Here is a 21116-nt window from a genome sequence, read left to right on the forward strand (position 1 = left end):
AAAATGCAGCCGGGAGTACATTTTTTCCTGCAGTACGGCTGTATCCGTTGGAACCTGAGAGCCTATAAAAAGCCGCGACATAAAATAACGATGCGCGGCTACACAGTAAAAACGGTCCGCACCCGGAATCCGGGCGCGGACCGTTTCTATCTCCGCCGTCATCTCCTACGTTCGTGAATGGGACTGTCAACACGCGAACGCGTCAGTAGCCTACTCGGCCACACATTGCCGGGCCTCGAGCGTGCTCAAAAATTCTTCGAAGCCTTCGATCGGAAGCGGCCGGCAGAAGTAGTACCCCTGATACGCGTGACATCCTGCTCCGGCGAGGAAGTCACGCTGCGCCTCGGTCTCCACGCCTTCGGCAATCACCCCGAGGCCGAGGCTCTGTGCAAGCGCGATGATGGCGCGGGCAATCACGGCGTCGTTCGGATCGACCAGCACATCGCGCACGAATGAGCGGTCGATCTTCAACTGATCCAATGGCAAACGCTTCAAATAGGACAACGATGAATAGCCAATGCCAAAGTCGTCGAGCGAGAACTCCACGCCTTTTGCCTTGAGCGCCGCCATCTTCTGGATGATGTCCTGTGCGTTGTCGACCAGCACGCTCTCGGTCAACTCAAGCTTCAACCTGTCTGGCCGCGCGCGGGTGCGGGCAATGATGGTCAAAACCTTGTCCACGAAATCAGGTTCGCGGAACTGCTGGACACTGACGTTCACTGCAATCGTGAGATGTTCCATGTCCGCACGCGTGGCCCATTGCGCCAGTTGCATGCAGGCCGCCTCCATGACCCAGCTTCCGAGGGCAAGGATCAGACCGGTTTCCTCCGCCAACGGAATGAACTCGGCAGGCGGGACGATACCGCGAGTGGGATGCTGCCAGCGCACCAGCGCTTCCGCACCCGTTACGCGTGTGCCGTCGACCTGAGCCTGGTAGTGCAGCAGGAACTGATTGGCCTCGATCGCATTGCGCAACCCGGCTTCCAGCGCGGCCCGCTCCAACACGACGGTCTGCATGTCCGGATCGAAGAAACACACCGCATTGCGACCCTTTTCCTTGGACTTGTACATTGCGAGGTCTGCCTGCTTCAGCAGTTCGTCGATGCACGTCTGATGTCCCTTGAACACGGTGGCGCCGATGCTCGCGGTACTGCGATATTCAATGTCTCCAAGTTGATACGGACTACCGAGGACAGCGAGAATTTTTTCGCCCAGCGTTTCGGTCTGGGTGGCGGCTTCCTCGCGATTCTCGTGCAGGCTCCCCACCACCACCACGAACTCGTCGCCCCCTACGCGGGCCACTGTGTCGTTCTCAAGTACGCTCGCGGCCAGGCGTTGCGCGACTTGCTGCAGCAGCAAGTCGCCTTTGTCGTGGCCCAGGGTGTCGTTTAGCGTCTTGAAGTGATCCAGATCGATAAAGAGCAAGGCGCCGCACGTGTCACTCCGCGCGCTCGCGGTAATCGCCTGCTTCAGGCGGTCCAGCAGCAAGGTCCGGTTAGGCAAGCGGGTCAGCGCGTCGAAGAACGCCAGTTCCTTGATTCGCTCTTCCGCGATCTTGCGCTCGGTAATGTCGTGATGCGTGCCGACATAGTGACTGATAGCCCCATCGTCGCCTCTCACCGAGGAAATCGTCAGCCACTTCGGGTAGATTTCGCCATTCTTGCGACGGTCCCAGACTTCCCCTTGCCACGCGCCGTCACACTGAATCGCTTCCCACATCGCGCGGAAGAACGCTTCGTCGTGACGACCCGACTGAAATACGCGCGGCGTCTGGCCCACGATTTCCTCGGGTGTGTAGCCCGTGCATGCGGTGAACGCCGAGTTCACGCGCAGAATTTTGGCGTCGGCGTCGGTGATCATCATCGGCTCCTGCGAGTCGAACGCAACCGCGGCGATGCGAAGTTCGGCCTCGTTGTCACGCAGTTCTTTCGTCATCGCCGAGGCGAGCCGCATCGCGCGGCCGCGGCCGGTCATGATGAGCCAGGTGAGGACGGTCAGCATCAGGCTAAGGCCCGTCCCGATAGCGGCAATCAACAGGGCTGTGTTGCGGCCGAAGCGGGCATTGAAATCGTCCTGGGCGCTCATCGAAAGCGTCCAGTCGTGACCGTCGACGACGAGATATTCGTTGGCCGAAATATCCGTGGGCAAATGATGGCCGCCCGCATCGGCTGTCTTGTACACCAGCGTCGCGGCCGAAGGCTCGATACCATCGTAGATCGCGATGGTCAGCCCGGGAGGCTGCTCGCCGTACAAACTGGCGATCACGTCGCGCATGCGGAACGAAGCATAGACCCAGCCGATCAGGTGAGCGCGGCGCTGGGCAACGCTGTCCTGCGACTGCCCGGGTGCGTAGATCGGCAGGTACAGGACGAAGCCGGGGCGAGGCGTGGCCTCGGAATCCACCGAGAGGCGAACCTTCCCTGAAATCGCCGCCATGCCGGAATCGCGCGCCCGCTCCATGGCGTGGCGGCGCACCGGGTCGGTCCAGCCATCGAAACCTGGCGGCGCGCGATTGAGGCCAATATAAGGCTCACGCTGGATGATAGGCGCGTAGTTTTCGCGCGAACCGTCAGGCTGGATCGTATAGTCGGGCAGGCCCTGTTGGCGCATGGCGGCGATGTGGTCGGCCTTTTGCGCCGCCGGCACCCACGTGACGATGCCAATGGCCTGAATGCCCGAGAAGTTGGCGTCGAGATCAAGCGTGCTGACGTAATCGTGGAAGCGCTCGCGGTCCACCGTGCCGGTCGCGCTGAACAGACTCTGCACGCCGCGCAGCAACAGCTCATACGTGCCCATACGCTGTTCGATCCGGCTGACAGCGTCGCCCAGCGAGAAGTCGAACTGGGTAAGCAGTTCATGGCGCGCAGCTTGCCGCTCATGGTCCCAAAGTGCCCACGTCACACTGAGTGAAGTGGACAAGACCAGGAGTGGCAGCAGGATAAGGCGCGTCCAGCTCACGGCGGCGTCTGGAAGTCGACCATCGAATCGGCGAGGTCAGGTTTGAAATACTTCTGGAAGATCCGCCGTACGGTGCCGTCCGCACGCATTTCATTTACCAGCGCCCGCCATTTCTCCCGCTCGGCCGGCGACAGCGACCTCTTCGACATGATCACGCCGTGCGGTACGGCGGGATCGTTGAACTCCACGATAGTGGTCACATCGCGAATTTTCGTTTCATCGATAGCGGGGTAATCGAAGGGCTCGATAATCATCCCCTGGATTTGCCCCACAAGCAGCGCCTTATACAGCGGGTCCAGCCCGCCGGCCTGGCTAACGCGGTTTTCCGCCGTCAGATCGTCAACCAGCCGGTTGGCCGATTCGCTATAGCGGAAGCTGCGGATAACGCCGAGCTGAAACTGGTCGTTGTGCTCGAAATCGCTTAACTGCCGAATGCCGGCATCCTTGCGCACCAGCAAATAGTATTTGTCGCTGAAGTACCAGGCGAAATCCGCGTACTGATTACGCTCGTCATTGGCGATCCCGGACAGGCTGAAATCGAGCGCGCCAGATTCGATCAGCTTCCAGATGCGCGCGCGCGACATCAGGCTGACTCTGATCTGGCAACCGCTGCGACGGATCAACTCGTCGGCGAAGTCCTTGTCGATGCCCGTGTCGGTGTCGACCGAATAGAGCAGACCGTGATCGTGCAACGCCAGCGTAAACGAACGGGAACAGATCGGACCAGCCGCCATTGCGCTGCCAAGGCAACTCAATGCGAGCAGCAGACCCCCGAGGCCGCGTCGAATCACAGCGTCTCCATGTGAAGGTGACCAGGATACCGCCTTCAATTCCGTCGAAAACGACTCCGCCTTCGGATTTTGCCGTCCCCGTCGCATTGAGAGCAATTGATTAAATGCGGATTTTTTCGGATGCCAGCTTACACCTATCCGCTCGAATCGCTAAAAGATTCAATCCAAAAGCGCTCCATACGCATTAACGGCAGCGCCTGGCGATTCTTGAGGGTAATGGGAAAGAAAGCGGGAAAGAAAGCGGCGAACGCCGCTAGGACGATTCACCCGCTGCAGGTTCGGGCTCATTCGACAGGCGTGCCTTGGCATGGCGCATCTTTTCGAGGGTCTTGGGCCCAAGCTTGAGGGCCACGCCGATAGCCAGCGCATCCATGATGCACAGATGCACGAGCCGCGATACGCCCGGCGTGTGTGGATCGATCGCACTCGGCACGCGCAGCAGCAGCGGAATGTCGACGAGCCACGCAAGCCGCGAGCCGACATTGGTCAGCGCAATGGTCGTGGCGCCGCGCTCCTTGGCGATCTGAATGCTTTCGTTCACCTCGATGCTGCGCCCCGAGTGCGAAATTGCGAAGGCCACGTCCCCGGGTTCGAGAAGCCCCGCATAAAGGCGTTGCAGATGACCGTCGACGAAAGCGCTGGCGGCGATGTCGAGTCGCAGGAAGCGCAGTGCCGCATCCTGGGCCACCAGTCCCGAGCCTGATCCTACGCCGAAGAAATACACGCGACGCGCGCTGGCCAGGCTCGCAATCGCCGCTTCGACTACCACCGGATCGAGCGCCTCGCGCGCGTGCGTGATGCCGTCGACCGCCGCTTCGCCGACCTTGTCGAGCAAGGTCTTGATGTCGTCATCCCGTGCGACGGCCGTGGACGCATACGGCAAACCGCCCGCCACGCTCTGCGCCAGCTGCATCTTGAAGTCGCGCAGGCCATTCGCGCCGACCGCGCGGCAAAAGCGCGTGACCGAAGGCTCGGACACGTCCGCGCGCTGAGCGAGCTCGGTAATGCTCGCGCGCATGGCGAAGTCGACGTCGCTCAGCACCATGTCGGCGACCTTGCGCTCGGCTGGGCGTAACTCGGTCAACGCACCGCGAATGTGGGGAATCAGGTTGGGAGCGGACACCAGTGTGTTTCCTTATGGGTTCAAGGTCTGGAATCCGCGCTTCGTACAACTCAAAACGGCGGCCACACGCGATTTCAGTCGAGCCTGCGTCCACTCTCCGTATCGAACAGGTGAATGTGTCCAACCGGCAAGCGTAGCGCCACGCGCTGACCAGGCTCGATGGTCGAGCGCTGGCGCGTCGTCACGCACCACGTGCTGCCGCCTATTTTCCCGTACAAGTGGGTCTCGGCGCCAGTTGGCTCGACCACTTCGACCTCCATGGAGACGCCTTCCGGCGGCGCCACGACATCAACGTGCTCGGGTCGAATGCCAAGCGTAACCTTCGCGCCGGTTTTGGCGGAGGACGGTGTCTGCGACAAGGCCACCTCACTGCCGTCCGCCAGCTTCAGCGCGAGACCGCTTGCGCCGCTCGTCAGCACGCCGTCGACGAAATTCATCGAAGGCGAGCCGAGAAAACTAGCGACAAACAGGTTCGCCGGCCGGTCGTACAGATCCAGCGGCCGGCCGATCTGTTCGATGCGTCCCGCGTTCATCACGACAATCCGGTCGGCCATCGTCATCGCTTCGATCTGATCGTGCGTGACGTAGATGACCGTGTTCTTCAGCCGCTGGTGCAGTGCCTTGATCTCGGTACGCATCTGCACACGCAGCTTGGCGTCGAGATTCGACAGCGGTTCATCGAACAGAAACAAAGACGGTTCGCGCACCACGGCGCGGCCCATCGCTACACGCTGGCGCTGCCCGCCGGAGAGCGCGCGCGGCAAACGGTCCAGATAGCTGCCAAGGTTGAGCATCTTCGCCGCGGCTTCGATGCGCGGCTTGAAACTGCTGGACGATTCCTTACGGATGCGTGGGCCGAAGGCGATATTTTCGTAGACCGAAAGATGCGGATACAACGCATAGCTCTGGAACACCATCGAGATATTGCGCTGCTGCGGCGCCAGAGTGTTGGCGCGTGTGCCGCCGATCATCAGGTCACCGCCGCTGATCTCCTCGAGTCCGGCCACCATGCGCATCAGCGTGCTCTTGCCGCAACCCGACGGCCCGACCAGCACGACGAATTCGCCGTCGTCGATATTCAGATCGATGCCGTGCACCACCTGCGTGTCGCCATAACGCTTGAAAATGCCGCTCAGTTGCACTGCTGCCATGCTGTCCTCATCGTCGTCCGGTGCAACCGCGAGGTGGGCGCACCACGTTCATCTGGTTCAAAACGTCTCGAGCGTCAAATCCTCGGCCATCAGCCGGTTACCTGCCATCAGGCCGCCGTCGACCGGCAAAGCCACGCCGGTAATCACGCGCGCCATCGGCGAGGCGAGAAACTGCACCGCGTCCGCGATGTCGTCCGGCGTTGCGAAGTCGCGCAACGGATAATATTTCTTCAGGTTCTCGAAGACCTGTGGATTCTTGTCGACGCGCGCCTGCCACGCCTTTGTTTTCACGGTGCCCGGGCAGACGATGTTCGCGCGGATGCCGTATTTGCCCAGTTCCAGCGCCAGCGCCTTCGTATAGCTGATCAAGCCGGCTTTCGCGGCGCTGTAGGCCGGGTGACCGAGCGACGCCAGCCCGTTGACCGAGCCGATCAGCACCAGCACGCCCTGCTGGCGCTCGATCATCGAGGCGCGCACGGCTTCCACCGTGTAATACGTGCCATTCAGGTTGAGGTTCACGTCGCGTTGCCAGCTGGCGATGTCGGTGGCAGCCAGCGTTGGCGATTTTGCGCCGCCCGCGTTGGCCACCAGCACGTCGACCGGCCCGCGCAGCTTGACCGCCTGCGCGACCGCCGCCTGCACAGACGCGGGGTCCGCCAGATCGGCCACGACCGGCGTGACTCGGTCTGCGCCCAGCGTGGCGGCAAGCGCATCGAGCGCGGCCGGGTTGAGGTCGAGCGCGAGCACGGTATCGCCCTGCTCGACAAAACGCCGGCACAGCGCGCTACCGATCCCGCCAGCGGCGCCGGTGACCAAAACCACTCGATTCATGTCTTCCCTCACCCTCGGTTGACCGGCGCCAAAACCCTTCGCACCCTGTAAATTTCCAACACAAACCACTCAAACCGCTTATCCTGAGTGCCTCGGCGGATTCTACGTCCGTCTTCGCACCGCACAAAATACGCCTTCTTTACAGCATCTTAAGCATAAACGGCCCAGATAAAAAATATCGTAGACCCTACGTGACAACATTTTTTAACTCCTGTAGGATTTTTTCAAACAATTTGATAACCCAGCAGCCGGCGACGGCAGCAGACCACCCCCCATCTTCGTTGGATGGGACCGGAGTAAGCGCTAAAGCGCTAACTCCGATCGACACAGGAGAGAGAAATGTCGTTGCAAGCCCGTGCTTCCTTCGCGCTAGGCAAGATTGCCGTAGCGCTCGCGTGTGCAGGTTTGGCCGTCGCGGCACACGCCGACACGGTCCGCGTGACCGTCGCCCATTACAGCGACGCCACCGCACCGTACTTCCAGCAAGTTGCCTCGGACTTCGAAAAGGCCAATCCCGGCACGACCATCAAGATCGAGGACGTGAGCTGGGACACGCTGCAACAGAAACTGCAAACGGACATCACGGGCGGCGCCAACGCCGATCTCGCGATCGTCGGCACACGCTGGCTGCTCGACTTCGTGAAGGACGATGTGGCTGAGCCGCTCGACGGCTACATGGATGCGAGCTTCAAGAACCGCTTCATCGGCCCGTTCCTCGCTCCGGGCGAGATCAACGGCAAGGTGTACGGCCTGCCGATCGCCGCCTCCGCCCGCGCGCTCTACTACAACAAGGATCTGCTGGCCAAGGTCGGTTATCCGAACGGCCCGAAGACCTGGAATGACGTGATCGATGCGTCGAAGAAGCTGAAGGCGCAAGGCATTGCCGGCTTCGGTCTGCAAGGCAAGGAAATCGAAACGGACGTCTACTTTTACTACGCGCTGTGGAGCTATGGCGGCGAAGTGGTGGGCAAGGACGGCAAAGCTGCGTTCAACTCGCCGGCTGGCGTGAAGGCAGCAACGCTGTACAAGACGCTGATCGACGACGGCCTGACTGAACCGGGCGTGACGGGCTATAGCCGTGAAGACGTGCAGAACCTGTTCAAGCAGGGCCGCGTCGCCATGGTGATCTCGGCACCGTTCCTCTCCAAGCAGATCGCCAAGGAAGCGCCGAACCTGAAGTACGGCATCGATCCGATCCCGATGGGCACGACGCACGCCACGTATGCAGTGACGGATTCGATCGTGATGTTCAAGAACTCGAAGGTGAAGAAGAGCGCCTGGAAGTTCCTCGACTATCTGTTCACGAAGGAACCGCGCGTGAAGTTCACCAGCACGGAAGGTTTCCTGCCGACCACCAAGGCCGAAGCGACCGACCCGGCGTTCGACAATCCTGATACGAAGGCGTTTATCGCGCTGCTGCCGAGCGCGAAGTTCGCTCCGACCATCACGGGTTGGGAAGATACCGCCAAGGCTGTATCCGACGCCATGCAGTCGATCTACCTTGGCAAGGCCCAGCCGGCCGCTGCGCTTAACGCGGCAGCCGAAAAGGCAAATGAATCGCTTGGCAAGTAATGCCAGGGTAATTTAACAACGTGTCAATGTAGACCGGTGCGCGCCGCTGCTGTCAGCGGCGCGCATTGTGTTGTACCCGGCCCATCCCGTTGCACCGGCCTCGAGGCTGAATCGAGCGTCCGGCGCGACTTACGATCGAGCACGCATGAGCCGTCCTGCTTCCCCGCGCCTGTCGGCGCCCTGGTTGCTGATCGCGCCTAGTTTGATATTGGCGCTGTTTATCATCAGCTATCCGATTTTCAACATCGTGTATCAGTCGCTGCACGACGTTTCGCGTTTTGGCGCCATCCGTGACTTCACCGGGCTGAAGAATTTCTATACCGTCTTTGCCGATCCGGAGTTTCTCGGTGCGCTAAGGCGAACCGTCTACTGGACCTTCTTTGTGGTGGGCGGCACCGTGCTGATCTCCGTGCCGGTAGCGCTCGTGCTTAATCAGGATTTCTATGGACGCGGCGTAGCACGCACCATTGTGATGCTGCCGTGGTCCGTGTCGCTGACGATGACCGCCGTCGTGTGGCGTTGGGCCTTCAATGACGACTACGGCATGGTCAACGTCACGCTGCACCGGCTCGGCCTCATCGACGGGCCGATTCACTGGCTCGCTACACCTGAGCTCGCGTTTCCGGTCGAGATCGCCGTGGGGATTCTCGTATCGATTCCGTTCACGGTGACCATCCTGCTGGGCGGTTTGTCATCCGTACCAGGCGATATCTACGAAGCGGCGCGTATCGACGGAGCGAGCGCATGGCAGCAGTTCCGCAAGCTGACGCTGCCGCTGCTCAAGCCGTTCGTCAACATGGCGATCCTGCTGAATGTGATCTACGTGTTCAATTCGTTTCCGATCATCTGGGTCATGACGCAAGGCGGCCCCGATGAAAGCACGCACATCCTCGTTACCTATCTATACGAAGTCGGCTTCCGGCTTGGACGTCCGGGTCAGGCGGCAGCGGTGTCGCTGATCATGCTGGTCATGCTGTTCGTGTTTTCGATGCTATATCTACGCATGCAGCCGGCGAAAGAAGGAGAGAACGCATGAGCCTCAAGATGAAACGCACGCTGTGGTGCTGGCTCGCGCTCTCTCCGCTGATCGTCCTGGTGCTGTTCCCGTTTGCGATCATGCTGTTTACCGCGCTCAAGCCGGCCAACGAGGTGTTCGTCTATCCGGCGCGCTGGTTGCCGGTGCACTGGCAATGGAGCAACTTCGCGGATATGTGGGAGGCCGCCAACTTCGGCGTGGCGTTGCGCAACAGCGTGGTGATCAGCCTGCTTTCCATGGCGCTCGCGCTGGCGGTCAGCCTGCCCGCGGCCTATGCCCTCGCGCGCTTTCCGTTCAAGGGACGCGGCTTGTACCGGCAGTTCCTGCTCGTCACGCAGATGCTCTCGCCCATCCTGCTGGTGGTCGGCCTGTTCCGCCTCGCCGCCATGATTCCCTACGGCGACGGCAATCTGGTGGACTCGAAGCTGGCGGTCATCGTCTCGTACGCGGCGTTCAACATTGCGTTCGCGGTATGGATGCTGTCGTCATACTTTCAGACCGTGCCGCGCGACCTGGAAGAGTCGGCGTGGCTCGAAGGCTGCGGCAGAGCCAAGGCGGTATTCAAGGTGTTCCTGCCGTTGGCCGTACCAGCTATTGTCGTCACCGCCATCTTTACGTTTATCAACGCGTGGAATGAGTTTGCGGTGGTTTATACGCTGATCCGTTCGCCCGAAAACAAGACGCTCACCGTGCAGGTCACCGATATGGTGGCGGGGAAATACGTCGTCGAATGGCATCTGGTCATGGCCGCGACGCTGTGCGCAACCTTGCCGGTTTCCGTGGTGTTTGCCTGGCTGCAGCGCTATCTGGTCAAAGGACTCGCTTTGGGGGCAGTGAAGTAAATCGGCAAGCTCACGAGGCGCAGACGTCGCCCATTCCGGTCACCGTTACGCTAGACTGCGGTCGTCCCGGAGGGCTTCGTCGTGTCCAACCTGAAATCCCGACTGATTCGCTTCAACGCTGCTTGCGCCCTGCTCTGCTTCGAGGCGCTTGCACATGCCGCATCCTTGCAGGCCGCCTCCGATGTCAAGGCTGCGAGCCAGGCGCAAGTCTCGCCGCGCGCGGATATTTTCGCGGCGCGGCCTGTTGTCGGCGACGACCCCGGTGCGGTTAGAGATACGCTGGCGACAGGGCGCGTCCATGCGAACTGGCCCACCTTGACCGAGCGTCTACGCGAACTGATTCCTGCCCGCAAGCCGCCGCCCAATCTCGACCTGGCCAAGGTCGGTCTCGATCACGATCTGGTTTTCGTCGTACCGCTGCCGTACGGCGTGCTCTATCGTTCGCAAAACCATTCCCTGACCGTCAAGACTGATCTGGCAAGCGACGACGCGCCGGGCATGATAGTGCTTAAGAAAATAGTCGCCGGGCAAAGCGGACGCGGTCTGGTGGTAGCCCCGGAAGCCAAAGCGAAAGGATTTGTCCAGCAGATCGATCTCGTTGAACTCAAGCTCGACGCATCCAGCAAGACCAAGGTGCGCGCGCACCTCACGGTCCCGCAAGCGACCTTCGCCAGTGTCGACGGCGACTTCGCCATTGCGCTGATGTGTGACCTGACGCCGCCCTACCTGAGCGATAAGCGCGAACACAGCGATCCAACCGATGACGAGCCGACCGACATCACGACCCGAACCTCGGTTCTGTACGCCAATATTCGCGCCGTCTGGCTGATCAGCCCGCACACGGGTACGGTGCTAACGAAGAACCTGCATTTGTCGAACTAGCTTGGCAAACTGATTTGGCGCCGCCAGAGCGGCGCCGGTCGCCTCAAACGCCTTCGACGAGAACGGCGCGATATTTCGAGCCTTTGAAGCGGTGCTGCCTGACTTCCTGATACTCAGGACCGTCGTACCAGGCGCGTGCCGCTTCCGTGGTGGGAAACTCGACAATCACGACACCCTCAGGCGCGTCACCCTCGAGCACCTGCTGCGGACCATAGGCAGCAAGGATCTTGATGGGATGCCCCTTGAAGGTTGCGCCCACCTTGCTCTGATAGATGTCGAGTTCGGCCTGATCCTGCGTGCTTTCGCGGGTGAAAACGATATACGTTGCCATGGCATGCGCTCCTGCAGTGGAGTGGAGGTGCCACAGATGATGCCACGAAAGCGCGTGATGGTCCGCCGTGCTGCTCAGGCCGTCTGCACCTGAAGCTCGTCCAGCGACCCCTCGATCGCCTTGCGGATTGCTTGCGCCAGTTCACCGGCCGCGAACTTGGCGATATATCCGTTCGCACCCGCATTCTTCACGTGGGCTTCGTTAGCGGCTCCGGTCAGCGACGAATGAATCACAACCGGAATGTCGCGAGTACGCGCATCCCCCTTGATATGCCGGGTCAGCGTAAAGCCATCCATTTCGGGCATTTCGAGGTCGGTCAGGACGAGGGCGACCTTGTCGCGTGCGCGCAGATTCTGAGCCTGGGCGTCGCGCGCGATCTGCTGCAGCATGTTCCAGGCTTCTTCACCGGTTTTGGCCATGATGTACTCCGCGCCGATCGCACCTAAAGCCTGTTCGATCAGCTTGCGTGCAAAGCCCGAATCATCCGCCGCGAGAATCTTGGCTCCGGGCGGCATGCGCAAGTGTGCGCCGACCGAATTGGGATCGACCGCCGGGTGTTGGGTCGGGAAAACGTCGCGCAAGACCTGCTCGACGTCGATAACCTGAGCGAGCCGCGAATCGCCCGTGTTGCCGTCGATGCGCGCAATGCTCGTCACCGACTTGCCGGCAGCGGCACCCTCGGCCGTCAGCACCTGGTTCCATTCGAGCCGGACGATGTCGTCCACTTCCTCGACCGCAAAAGCCTGCGTAGAGCGCGCAAACTCGGTAACCAGCAGGATGTTCAGGCCGCGCGTCGGCTGACAGCCCATCAGTCGCGGCAGATCGATCACCGGAATGATTTGCCCGCGAATATCCACCGCGCCCATCACAAACTCCGACGCGCCCATAATCGGCGTCACGTTCGGCATGGTCGAAATTTCGCGAATCTTGAAGACGTTGATACCGTATAGCTCGTGGGCATCGCTATCGGGAACCGACCCAAGGCGAAACAGCAGCAATTCGAACTTGTTCGAGCTGGTCAAGCTTGTACGTTCATCGGTCGCGCGCAATTCTGATGCCATTACTGATTCTCCGGGTTCGATTACCGGGCACAGCGCGTTGATGTCGCCCATGACACCGATCGAACGCTCCCGCCTCATAGCTGGTTATCGGCGCACTGCGCACAAAATTCAGCGCAATCAGAGCGTTTTACGCAGCTTTTCTGCGCTTTAAGGGTTTGCGAGCAACACGCAAACGATTGCGAGCCGGCAATAAACGTTAGACGAAAGCGTTTCGCACGCCGCGTATTCATCAAACGCTGCAAAGTGCGGTCATGAATCTTGCTGCTGCCTTTCGACCCAATGCCTTTCGCAGGCCTCACCAAAGAGTTCACGCCATGAAACTGAAGACGATTGCCCCGCTGGCCGTTTTGCTGCTCTCAACCGCCGCGTGGGCGGCAGATGGGGGCGACGCATGCGGCAGGCTGGTCGGAGCCAGCGGGGCGAACCAGCCGGATGGTGGCTTCCGGCTACGCAGTGGCGAACCTGTTGATTTCGTCGGCGGTGGCAAGACGGTGCACGGCGCGTTACAGGTATTCGTCGACGGAAGCGTGTATCGAGCCTATTGGCAGCCCGACGGCGGCCATGAACTCTATGTGCTCGCGAATGCCGCGGCAAACAGCACCCGTCTGATCTCGACACCGCCGCAAGGACAACCCGCCGGTGCGGGGCAGCCCGGCACCGTGCTCGCCCCGCTGAACGTGGTGTCATGTCCGGCCCTGTAAGCTGCGTGGCATACTCATCGCAGCAGCGGGTGCCGTCGTCTCCTCGCACGATGCGCCCCAGCGCCTACGTCTTCACACTTCGAAAACCGGCCAGGCAGGAGTCGATTCGATGCACCAAGCCATTCGCCATTTGCACGTCAAGGCGCCCGCGCGCGGGCTTGTTGAATTCACCGCGGACGTGCGTGAGTTTGTTCATGAAGCGTCCATCCAGACCGGCATCCTGACGCTGTTTTGCCGTCACACCTCCGCGTCTCTCCTCGTTCAGGAGAATGCCGATCCATCTGTGCGACGCGATCTGGAAACCTACTTCGGCACGCTCGCGCCCGAAGACCTCACCCGCTACGAACACGACACCGAAGGACCCGACGACATGCCCGCGCATCTGCGCACGGCCCTCACCCAGGTGCAGCTTTCCATACCGGTCGAACATGGACGCATGACGTTGGGCACGTGGCAAGGCATCTACCTGTTCGAACATCGACGCCTTCCCCAGACACGCGACATCGTCGCGCACCTCATCGGGGAGTGATGAACGGGACTGTTCGTCGCGTGCGCCTCAAGATTCGGCGGGGCGATGAATCCTTAAGGGCAGAAAGCCTGCCGCGCCCACGGTCATCAAATGAAAACCGGTCAGGACGATAAACACGACAAAAAACCGCTGCGGTTCGGCGTTCGTTGCGGCATGCATCGAAAGCGACATGACCATGGCCAGCAGGGTGGTCGCAATCGGCGCGCCGAGCCTTTGCGCGATGTTTAACGCTGTATTCGCCAGCGGAATCCTGTCCTTCGGAATCGACGAATAGGCTGCGGTGATTGACGGTATATTGATCGTTCCCTGCCCCGCTCCCGTCGCGAACAGGCTGAGTGCTGCCCATACAGGCGAGAACTGATGCTCGATCATCCATAGGAACGGCAGCATGCCAAGAAAGGCGAGGCCTGCCCCTCCGGCAGAGACCGCGCGGCAACCGTACCGGTCCGTCAGGAATCCTACTAGTGGGAACGAACACATCATCCCAACCCCGATTGCTGAGATCAGCCAGCCGGCTTGAGCGGGGGACAACGCGCAACCGGTTATGAGGTAGAGCGGAATGAGAAGCTGCCGTCCAAACATGATCCCATTCGCGCAGAATTGCGTGGCTGCGGCAACCGAAAAAATCCGGTTGCGGAAAATCCTCACGTCGATCAGCGACGCGCTGCCGCGACGTAAAGAGTGATAGAAAAAGCCGCAGAGAAACAGCGCACCCACCACTAACGTGCATTTTCCGAGCGTTATAGACGTGTTCTGCAGGCCATAGATGACGCCTACGAGACCTGGCGAGATCAACAGGAAGCCAGGAAAATCAAACGGCCGCTTTTGCTCCGCCAGCGTATCGCGCGGAAGCAGTCGAACCGCCAGGATGACGCCCAACACGCCAAGCGGCAAGTTGAGGTAAAACAGCCAGGGCCACGTGGCATGCGCGAGAATCGCCCCGGCCAGCACCGGGCCGACAACCGGCGCGACCAGGATAGGCACGGTGACATAGCCCATCGCACGCGCCATGTTCTTTCCGGCGACGCGTGCGATCATCATTTGCGTCATCGGCGTCAGCACGCCTCCCGCCAGTCCTTGAGCGATCCGGGCACAGATCAATTCGTCCATGGTGCGTGCCGCGCCGCAGAGAAGCGAGGCAAGTGTGAATGCGGCAAAGCACGCAAGGTAAATGCGCTTCGCGCCGACGCGGTCGACCAGCCAGCCGTTAAGTGGCAGCATTAGCGCCATCGCGAGCAGATAGCCGCTGATGATCCACTGCGCCGACGCAATCGACGCGTGGAGCGACTGACCGATGGTCGACAACGCTACGTTTACGACAGTCGAATCGACTTGCGTCATGATTGGCGCGATCAATACGACAACTGCGACCCGCCAGACCATTGGATCGATGCGATTCGATGTGTTCGCGCTTCGGGTGGAGCTGCTCATTTTTCCGCCAGCCGTTTGATGATTTCGCCGGCCTTGAAGAGCGTTTCGCGCTCTTCATCATCGAGTGCGTCAATCGACTGCGACAGCCACATGCGCTTGGCGTCCCCCGTTTTCTTGCGCAGCTGGACAGCCTTCTGGGTCAGCTCGATCAGCACCTGGCGCCCGTCGGTCGCATGCGGCTTGCGTTTGATCATGCCCATTTCTTCGAGCGACGCCACCGTCGTGCCCATTGACTGGGGTTTCATCCCCTCGGCACGCGCAAGATCGGCCGTGGTGGCGGGACCGTCTTTCGCGAGACGTGATACGACCATCGATTCCGTGAACGAAAGCTCGTCGCTATAGGATTCGCTACGGGTCCGCCGCACCAGCATCCCGATGGCTTGCATAAAATCGATGATGGCTTGATCGAAAGGCTTTTTAGACATATGTCTCAGGAACGTCTGGATGGAACAATGAGACACAGCATGGACAAAAACAGGCAAACTTGCAAGGTAAACTTGGAAGATTAACTTCTAATTTAGTTGGCCACGAAGCACGATGCCGGTCAGCGCGGCTCAGATTCGCCAACGATCCCGCGTGCCGGATGTCCGAATTTCGAAAGTACTTGACCTAACAACTGAATCGCTCCCCGCTAAAGTCTCTTCTGTATCCAGGGCAAAGCGCTGCCACGCCTGCTCTTAACAGCGACCGGGAGAATGCAAGGTGGACGCACTGAATTCGATGCGGGTCTTCGTCAAAGTTGCGGAATTCAACAGCTTCGCGCGTGCCTCAGAGGCGCTCGATATCGCGGTGCCGAGAACAAGCAGGATCATTTCCGAACTTGAAGACCACCTCGGTACCCGCTTGCTGCAACGAACTACACGCAAGATGTCGCTGACCGAACCTGGACGCATCTATCTGGAGCGTTGCCGGCAGATTCTCGGCGAGATCGAAGAGACCTACCTGATGCTTTCGGCCAATGCGGTGAGTACCTCGGGGCGAATCCGTGTCGTTGCGCCGGCCCTCTTTGCCCAGCGGAAACTGGCGCCGGTACTCGCCGCTTACCAGCGCGCGTATCCTAACGTCGTCGTCGAATTCGTTCTCGCCGATCGCACGGTCGATCTGATCGAGGAGGAGTTCGATCTCGGGATCCTTCCGGCACGCCGGATCCATGGCATGAGCCAGATCTCGCGCCATCTTACGCATACCGACTTTTACGTCTGCGCAGCGCCCAGTTATATCGATGCGCATGGGTCACCTAAACATCCATCGGATCTGGCCCATCACGCATACCTGGCATTCCGTACTGAACACAGCAACGAAGAAATCGTTTTCCACGCCGCCGACGGTACGCCTATAGCTGCGCATCCCAAGGCCAGCTTTGTGTGCAACAACATCGGGATGGTGCGTGAAAGCGCATTAGCCGGGATGGGCATCGCCACCCTCTCCGCGTATCTGGTCGAAGACGACATCCGCACCGGACGCTTGCAACGCGTATTGCCTGAGTATCACCTGGCGGACCGAGAGTTCCGGATCGTTTACTCGACGCGCAAGTTCCAGTCGCTCAAAGTCAAGGCGTTCATTGACCTGGCGGTTGAACACTTCCGCGAACGGGATGTCTAGCTCCTACACATAGCCCGCTTGATCGCCTGAAAGGCCGCCCCCTCCAGCACGACCCATCAGACAATTGGCCGAATCGGCATGCAGACCACCGTCTAAAGCGCCACCACCGCTCGCCCTTCCTTCCAGATGAGCCTTTCCTGGAAGGAAAGCCTGCTTGAGAATCCATCGATTATCGCGCTCCGGAAAATGCAGCAGGATGCGAAACATAGCGTTATCGCTCTTGCTCAAGAAGGAGTTTGGTATGCCATTGATCGATCACCTCGATCATCTCGTCCTGACATGTGTCGACCCCGAAGCGACCCGGCATTTCTACACGCAGGTCATGCAGATGGAACTCGAAACCTTCGGCGCAGGCCGTCTGGCGTTCCGGTTCGGCAACCAGAAAATCAATCTCCACGTCCGTGGCGCCGAATTCGAACCCAAGGCGCACGTGCCCGTGCCTGGCGCGCTGGACCTGTGCTTCATCGCCACCGTTCCCCTTGACGACGTTATCCGGCATCTGAACGAGGTGGAATGGCCGATCGTCGAAGGTCCGGTCGAGCGAACGGGCGCTACGCAAAAAATTCGTTCGGTGTACGTGCGAGATCCTGATCTCAACCTGATCGAGATTTCAGAACTCCTGAGCTGATTGGTAATGCCCAGCTCCGCACCCGGCATAAGAACCGTGGGCGGCAAGACACCACAACCTACAAATCAAGGAGACACCATGAATGCCAACAATCCGGGCATGGGCGCCACTACAGGTGCCCAACCTGCCTTTCCATCCTCCGAAGCAGGCATAGCAGCAAGTGCAGCCCCTCAGTCCGCCGACGCCTTCACGGTCGGCGGCTGGATGGACAACATGCCTGTAGGCTCGCTGCATCGATTCGTGGTGTGGGTGATCGGCATTGGCCTCTTCTTCGACATGTACGAGATCTTTCTCGTCAGCTCGATCGGCACCGCGCTTCAGAGCGAGTACGGAATCAATCCGCACAGCACCGACTTCAAGTTCCTGCTCGCCTCAGCCTTCATTGGCATGTTCGTGGGCTCATTTCTCCTCGGCAGCATCGCCGACCGTATCGGCAGGCGCAAGGCGTTTCTGTTCACCCTCGTCTGGTATAGCTTCTTTTCGCTGGCCGGTGCATTCTCGGTGAACGCCGGAATGCTGGTAGCCTGCCGCGTGCTTACCGGCATTGGCGTGGGCGCGATCTATCCCGTTGCAGATAGCTTCCTCTCCGAGATTCTGCCCAAAGAACGCCGCGGCCGGCTGGCTGCATGGGCCTACACCACTTCGTATGTGGCTGTACCGTTAGTGGGATTCCTTGCAGTGTGGCTCAATCCGCTGCACCTTGGCGGTGTGGCGGGCTGGCGGATCATCCTCGCGATTGGGAGCTTCGGTGCCGTATTGGTCCTGTTCGTTCAGCACAAGCTTCCGGAAAGCCCGCGCTGGCTTCTGGCCCAGGGACGCGTGCAAGAGGCGCACGCCATGCTGCAAAGGTTTGCCGGCAGCGCAGGTGTTAACGTGTCGAGCATTACGCCGGAAGCGAAACCGCACCAGCACCCAATGCGCTTGAGCGAACGTATTGCTTTACTGCGCCAGGCGCCTTACGGCAAGCGTTATGTGATGCTGACCATCTTCCATATGCTGCAAGGGTTCGGCTACTACGGCTTCGGCACTCTGGCCAGCACCGTGGTGAAAAGCCGCGGTTACGACATCACAGGCGGGACGTTGTTTATCGCGCTGTCGTTCCTCGGCTATCCCGTGGGGTCTCTGCTTTCGATTCCGCTTCTCAACTGGATCGAACGCCGGACGCTGGTAGTCGCGTCTATCCTCTCGATCGCAGTCTTCGGGTTATGTTTTGCCTATTCGAACAACTCAATGTTGATCGTGTGCTTCGGCTTTTTGACAACGTGCGCATCGAATGTATTCAGCAATGCGTACCACGTATATCAGTCGGAGATATTTCCGGCCAGTGTGCGGTCCACTGCGATCGGCAGCACTTACTCGCTGTCACGCTTCGTCAGCGGCGTCTTGCCGTTCATCCTGCTGCCGGTATTGAACCAGCAAGGCGCAGGGGCCATGTTCGGCATCATCGCGGCGGCGTTGCTGACCGTAGCGATCACCATACGTACGCTGGGGCCTCGCACCACGCGGCGTAGCCAGGATGAAATCAATCCCGTTTAGCAGACCGACGCCGCTATCCCTACAGAGGCAATAGCGGCGCAAATCGTCTACACAGCGACCTTTCGCTCCGCTCCAAGCGGCAATTCAGGCATGTTACGGTCAGACTGCGGCACGGCGTCGGCGCGCCGATGCACGTCATGTGTCACGAAGCCCTGTTCTCTGCTCGGCACATCGAACCACTCCCGATGGGCGAACGAGTCACGGATATCCTCAAGACCGCTCTCCCAATGCTCGTTCATCGTGTCGAGGCTGAACTCGTAGTCCTTGTAATGCCCCTCATAAGGTTTGTTCTTGTAGATGAGATGCACGACATTGATCGCGCTGCCGTCAGCGGCTTCTTCCGCGCGACGGAATAGCGGATCGGACTTCAGCACTTCAGGAGGAACATGCGCAAGCAGTTCCTTGATGAAACGCGCGTGCTTCTGACGATCCGCCAGCATGTTGGTGATCGCCCGTGTGCGGCTCGAGTATTGAATGTCTTTGGCGCGTTCGGACACGTCGAGGAAGTCGCCCGGAGGATTACCGCGCGCGCTCCACAGATCCACCTGAAACACCAATGCATCCTTGTGATCCGCATCGCGCAACACCTCGGTAAGCGGCGTGTTGGACACGAGGCCGCCGTCCCAGTAGTACTCGCCGTCGATCTCCACCGCAGGAAAGCCAGGCGGCAATGCGCCCGACGCCATGAAATGCTCCGGTTCCAGACGCATTTTCGTGTTATCGAAATACACCAGGTTGCCGTTTCGTACATTCACCGCGCCGACCGACACGCGGATGTCGCCGTCGTTGATGCGATCGAAATCGGCGAACTGCAGGAGCGTTTCCCTTAACGCAGACGTATCGTAGTAGCTCACCAGGTTGGACGTCTGCTTGCCGAAGCCGGCCATCGGCAACGGTCTGCGTGGCGAGAAAAATCCCGGCTGACCTTCCGTCAAGGCGCGTCCTGCTGCCCACAGGCCGGCCCACTTGCGCGACTGATCATGCATGCCGAACACGGTCGGTATCCAGGCGCCCAGACCGCCTACCCAGTCAAGCGGGTGGCAGATCGAGTTCCAGAACTCGTGCAACGCTTCCACCCGCTTCTCCGGCGCATTGCCGGCAATGATTGCGGTGTTCAACGCACCGATCGAGACGCCTGCAATCCAGTTCGGTTGCACGCCGGCCTCGACCAGACCTTCGAAGACGCCGGCCTGATACGAGCCAAGCGCACCGCCACCCTGAAGCACCAGAGCAATTTCGTCGTAGCGCGGCAGCACGAACGCATCTGGCTGCCGGTTGTTCTTTTTCGTACTGCTGCGCATACGTTACCCCTTTATTGCATTGCCCAACCGTGGCTGACGATCACCGACTGTCCGGTGAGCGCATTCGATTCGAAGCCGGCAAGGAACGCCACCGTATTGGCCACGTCCTCGACCGTGGTGAACTCACCGTCGACAGTTTCCCTAAGCATCACGTTCTTCACGACTTCGGCTTCGGAGATGCCGAGCGCCTTGGCCTGCTCGGGAATCTGCTTGTCGACAAGCGGCGTGCGTACAAAACCCGGGCACACGACATTCGCGCGCACACCGCGCGGACCACCTTCTTTCGCAACCACCCGCGCCAGCCCTAGCAATCCATGCTTGGCGGTCACATAGGGGGCCTTCAGCTTCGACGCCTCGTGCGAGTGCACCGATCCCATGTAAACGATCGAGCCGCCCTTGCCGCTTGCGTACATGTGTTTGATCGCCGCTTTCGTGGTGAGAAAAGCGCCGTCCAGATGGATTGCCAGCATCTTCTTCCAGTCGGAAAACGCATACTCCTCAATGGGGGCGACGATCTGGATACCCGCGTTCGAGACGAGCACATCGATGCTGCCGAGTTCCTTCACCGCGCGCTCAATGCCGCTATTCACCGCTTCTTCGCTGGTGACATCCATCGCAACGGCGAGCGCCTTTCCGCCCGCAGCGGCGATGCTGCTCGCCACCTTCTGCGCGTTCTCGAGATTCAGGTCGGCAATCACCACTGCCGCGCCGAGACTGGCGAGTTTGCGTGCGCACTGCTCACCGATACCGCTTGCCGCACCGGTCACCAGCGCGACTTTATTCGTCAAAGACATGTTGCTCTCCTTTCCT

Annotated in this window: 21 protein-coding genes; 9 read left to right on the top strand and 12 right to left on the bottom strand. The window is 60.0% G+C overall.

What is annotated here, in order from left to right; translation table 11 throughout:
* Nucleotides 1–210 precede the first annotated feature (210 nt).
* From P3T24_RS30255 to P3T24_RS30275, 5 genes are all read right to left on the bottom strand, one after another.
* Nucleotides 211–2958 carry a bifunctional diguanylate cyclase/phosphodiesterase gene (locus P3T24_RS30255; protein WP_429440320.1) on the bottom strand — a complete coding sequence of 916 codons (2748 nt, stop codon included), beginning with the start codon at nt 2956–2958 and terminating at the stop codon, nt 211–213.
* On the bottom strand, nt 2955–3749 hold the full coding sequence (locus tag P3T24_RS30260) for a substrate-binding periplasmic protein (protein ID WP_429440322.1): 795 nt from the start codon (nt 3747–3749) through the stop codon (nt 2955–2957). The genes P3T24_RS30255 and P3T24_RS30260 overlap by 4 nt, the downstream gene beginning before the upstream one ends.
* Nucleotides 3750–4002: 253 nt before the next feature.
* Entirely contained in the window at nt 4003–4872 is an 870-nt protein-coding gene (locus tag P3T24_RS30265; protein WP_074267379.1) for a MurR/RpiR family transcriptional regulator, read from the bottom strand.
* A gap of 74 nt (nt 4873–4946) precedes the next feature.
* On the bottom strand, nt 4947–6023 hold the full coding sequence (locus P3T24_RS30270; RefSeq protein ID WP_429440323.1) for an ABC transporter ATP-binding protein: 1077 nt from the start codon (nt 6021–6023) through the stop codon (nt 4947–4949).
* Nucleotides 6024–6080: 57 nt separating this feature from the next.
* On the bottom strand, nt 6081–6854 hold the full coding sequence (locus tag P3T24_RS30275; RefSeq protein WP_429440325.1) for an SDR family oxidoreductase: 774 nt from the start codon (nt 6852–6854) through the stop codon (nt 6081–6083).
* Nucleotides 6855–7193: 339 nt separating this feature from the next.
* Here P3T24_RS30275 and P3T24_RS30280 point away from each other — a divergent pair, with 339 nt between their 5' ends.
* The 4 genes from P3T24_RS30280 (at nt 7194) to P3T24_RS30295 (ending at nt 11186) form a co-directional block, all read left to right on the top strand.
* Nucleotides 7194–8426, top strand: coding sequence for an ABC transporter substrate-binding protein (locus P3T24_RS30280; RefSeq protein WP_074267376.1), 1233 nt, complete (start codon nt 7194–7196; stop codon nt 8424–8426).
* A gap of 145 nt (nt 8427–8571) precedes the next feature.
* Nucleotides 8572–9462 carry a carbohydrate ABC transporter permease gene (locus P3T24_RS30285; protein WP_429440327.1) on the top strand — a complete coding sequence of 297 codons (891 nt, stop codon included), beginning with the start codon at nt 8572–8574 and terminating at the stop codon, nt 9460–9462.
* Nucleotides 9459–10304, top strand: coding sequence for a carbohydrate ABC transporter permease (locus P3T24_RS30290; RefSeq protein WP_074267374.1), 846 nt, complete (start codon nt 9459–9461; stop codon nt 10302–10304). Before P3T24_RS30285 ends, P3T24_RS30290 begins: the two co-directional genes overlap by 4 nt.
* Before the next feature lie 81 nt (nt 10305–10385).
* Nucleotides 10386–11186 (top strand): hypothetical protein, encoded by an 801-nt coding sequence (locus tag P3T24_RS30295; protein WP_074267373.1) that lies wholly within the window; start codon nt 10386–10388, stop codon nt 11184–11186.
* A gap of 43 nt (nt 11187–11229) precedes the next feature.
* On the opposite strand, the gene P3T24_RS30300 is transcribed toward P3T24_RS30295, so the two are convergent.
* Together P3T24_RS30300 and P3T24_RS30305 are read right to left on the bottom strand one after the other, a co-directional pair.
* A complete protein-coding gene (locus P3T24_RS30300) occupies nt 11230–11517 on the bottom strand; it encodes a DUF1330 domain-containing protein (RefSeq protein ID WP_074267372.1) in 288 nt (95 codons plus the stop codon).
* Between the two features lie 74 nt (nt 11518–11591).
* The gene (locus tag P3T24_RS30305; RefSeq protein ID WP_074267371.1) at nt 11592–12578 is read right to left on the bottom strand and encodes a chemotaxis protein; all 987 of its coding nucleotides are present in this window, start codon (nt 12576–12578) and stop codon (nt 11592–11594) included.
* Nucleotides 12579–12892: 314 nt separating this feature from the next.
* Here P3T24_RS30305 and P3T24_RS30310 point away from each other — a divergent pair, with 314 nt between their 5' ends.
* The gene (locus tag P3T24_RS30310) at nt 12893–13279 is read left to right on the top strand and encodes a hypothetical protein (RefSeq protein WP_074267370.1); all 387 of its coding nucleotides are present in this window, start codon (nt 12893–12895) and stop codon (nt 13277–13279) included.
* A gap of 109 nt (nt 13280–13388) precedes the next feature.
* A complete protein-coding gene (locus P3T24_RS30315) occupies nt 13389–13808 on the top strand; it encodes a secondary thiamine-phosphate synthase enzyme YjbQ (RefSeq protein ID WP_429440328.1) in 420 nt (139 codons plus the stop codon).
* A gap of 27 nt (nt 13809–13835) precedes the next feature.
* Here the strand turns inward: P3T24_RS30315 and P3T24_RS30320 are convergent, their stop codons facing one another.
* Both P3T24_RS30320 and P3T24_RS30325 read right to left on the bottom strand, forming a co-directional pair.
* Complete coding sequence (locus P3T24_RS30320; RefSeq protein WP_429440330.1) at nt 13836–15239, bottom strand: DHA2 family efflux MFS transporter permease subunit; 1404 nt, start codon at nt 15237–15239, stop codon at nt 13836–13838.
* Nucleotides 15236–15721 (bottom strand): MarR family winged helix-turn-helix transcriptional regulator, encoded by a 486-nt coding sequence (locus P3T24_RS30325; protein ID WP_429440332.1) that lies wholly within the window; start codon nt 15719–15721, stop codon nt 15236–15238. Before P3T24_RS30325 ends, P3T24_RS30320 begins: the two co-directional genes overlap by 4 nt.
* Nucleotides 15722–15941: 220 nt before the next feature.
* On the opposite strand from P3T24_RS30325, the gene P3T24_RS30330 reads away from it, so the two are divergent.
* Entirely contained in the window at nt 15942–16841 is a 900-nt protein-coding gene (locus tag P3T24_RS30330) for a LysR family transcriptional regulator (RefSeq protein WP_429288894.1), read from the top strand.
* A gap of 3 nt (nt 16842–16844) precedes the next feature.
* Here P3T24_RS30330 and P3T24_RS30335 read toward each other — a convergent pair whose 3' ends face one another.
* Nucleotides 16845–17048, bottom strand: a complete 204-nt coding sequence (locus P3T24_RS30335; RefSeq protein WP_143787656.1) for a hypothetical protein — start codon at nt 17046–17048, stop codon at nt 16845–16847.
* 34 nt (nt 17049–17082) lie between these two features.
* Here P3T24_RS30335 and P3T24_RS30340 point away from each other — a divergent pair, with 34 nt between their 5' ends.
* Both P3T24_RS30340 and P3T24_RS30345 read left to right on the top strand, forming a co-directional pair.
* Entirely contained in the window at nt 17083–17469 is a 387-nt protein-coding gene (locus tag P3T24_RS30340; RefSeq protein ID WP_429440334.1) for a VOC family protein, read from the top strand.
* Nucleotides 17470–17568: 99 nt separating this feature from the next.
* Complete coding sequence (locus P3T24_RS30345; protein ID WP_429440409.1) at nt 17569–19005, top strand: MFS transporter; 1437 nt, start codon at nt 17569–17571, stop codon at nt 19003–19005.
* A gap of 47 nt (nt 19006–19052) precedes the next feature.
* Here P3T24_RS30345 and P3T24_RS30350 read toward each other — a convergent pair whose 3' ends face one another.
* Together P3T24_RS30350 and P3T24_RS30355 are read right to left on the bottom strand one after the other, a co-directional pair.
* Nucleotides 19053–20306 carry a DUF3734 domain-containing protein gene (locus P3T24_RS30350; protein ID WP_429440336.1) on the bottom strand — a complete coding sequence of 418 codons (1254 nt, stop codon included), beginning with the start codon at nt 20304–20306 and terminating at the stop codon, nt 19053–19055.
* Between the two features lie 11 nt (nt 20307–20317).
* Nucleotides 20318–21100, bottom strand: coding sequence for a 3-hydroxybutyrate dehydrogenase (locus P3T24_RS30355; protein ID WP_429440337.1), 783 nt, complete (start codon nt 21098–21100; stop codon nt 20318–20320).
* Nucleotides 21101–21116 lie beyond the last annotated feature (16 nt).

The sequence above is a fragment of the Paraburkholderia sp. GAS33 genome, from assembly GCF_050436645.1.
Lineage (GTDB): Bacteria > Pseudomonadota > Gammaproteobacteria > Burkholderiales > Burkholderiaceae > Paraburkholderia > Paraburkholderia phenazinium_B.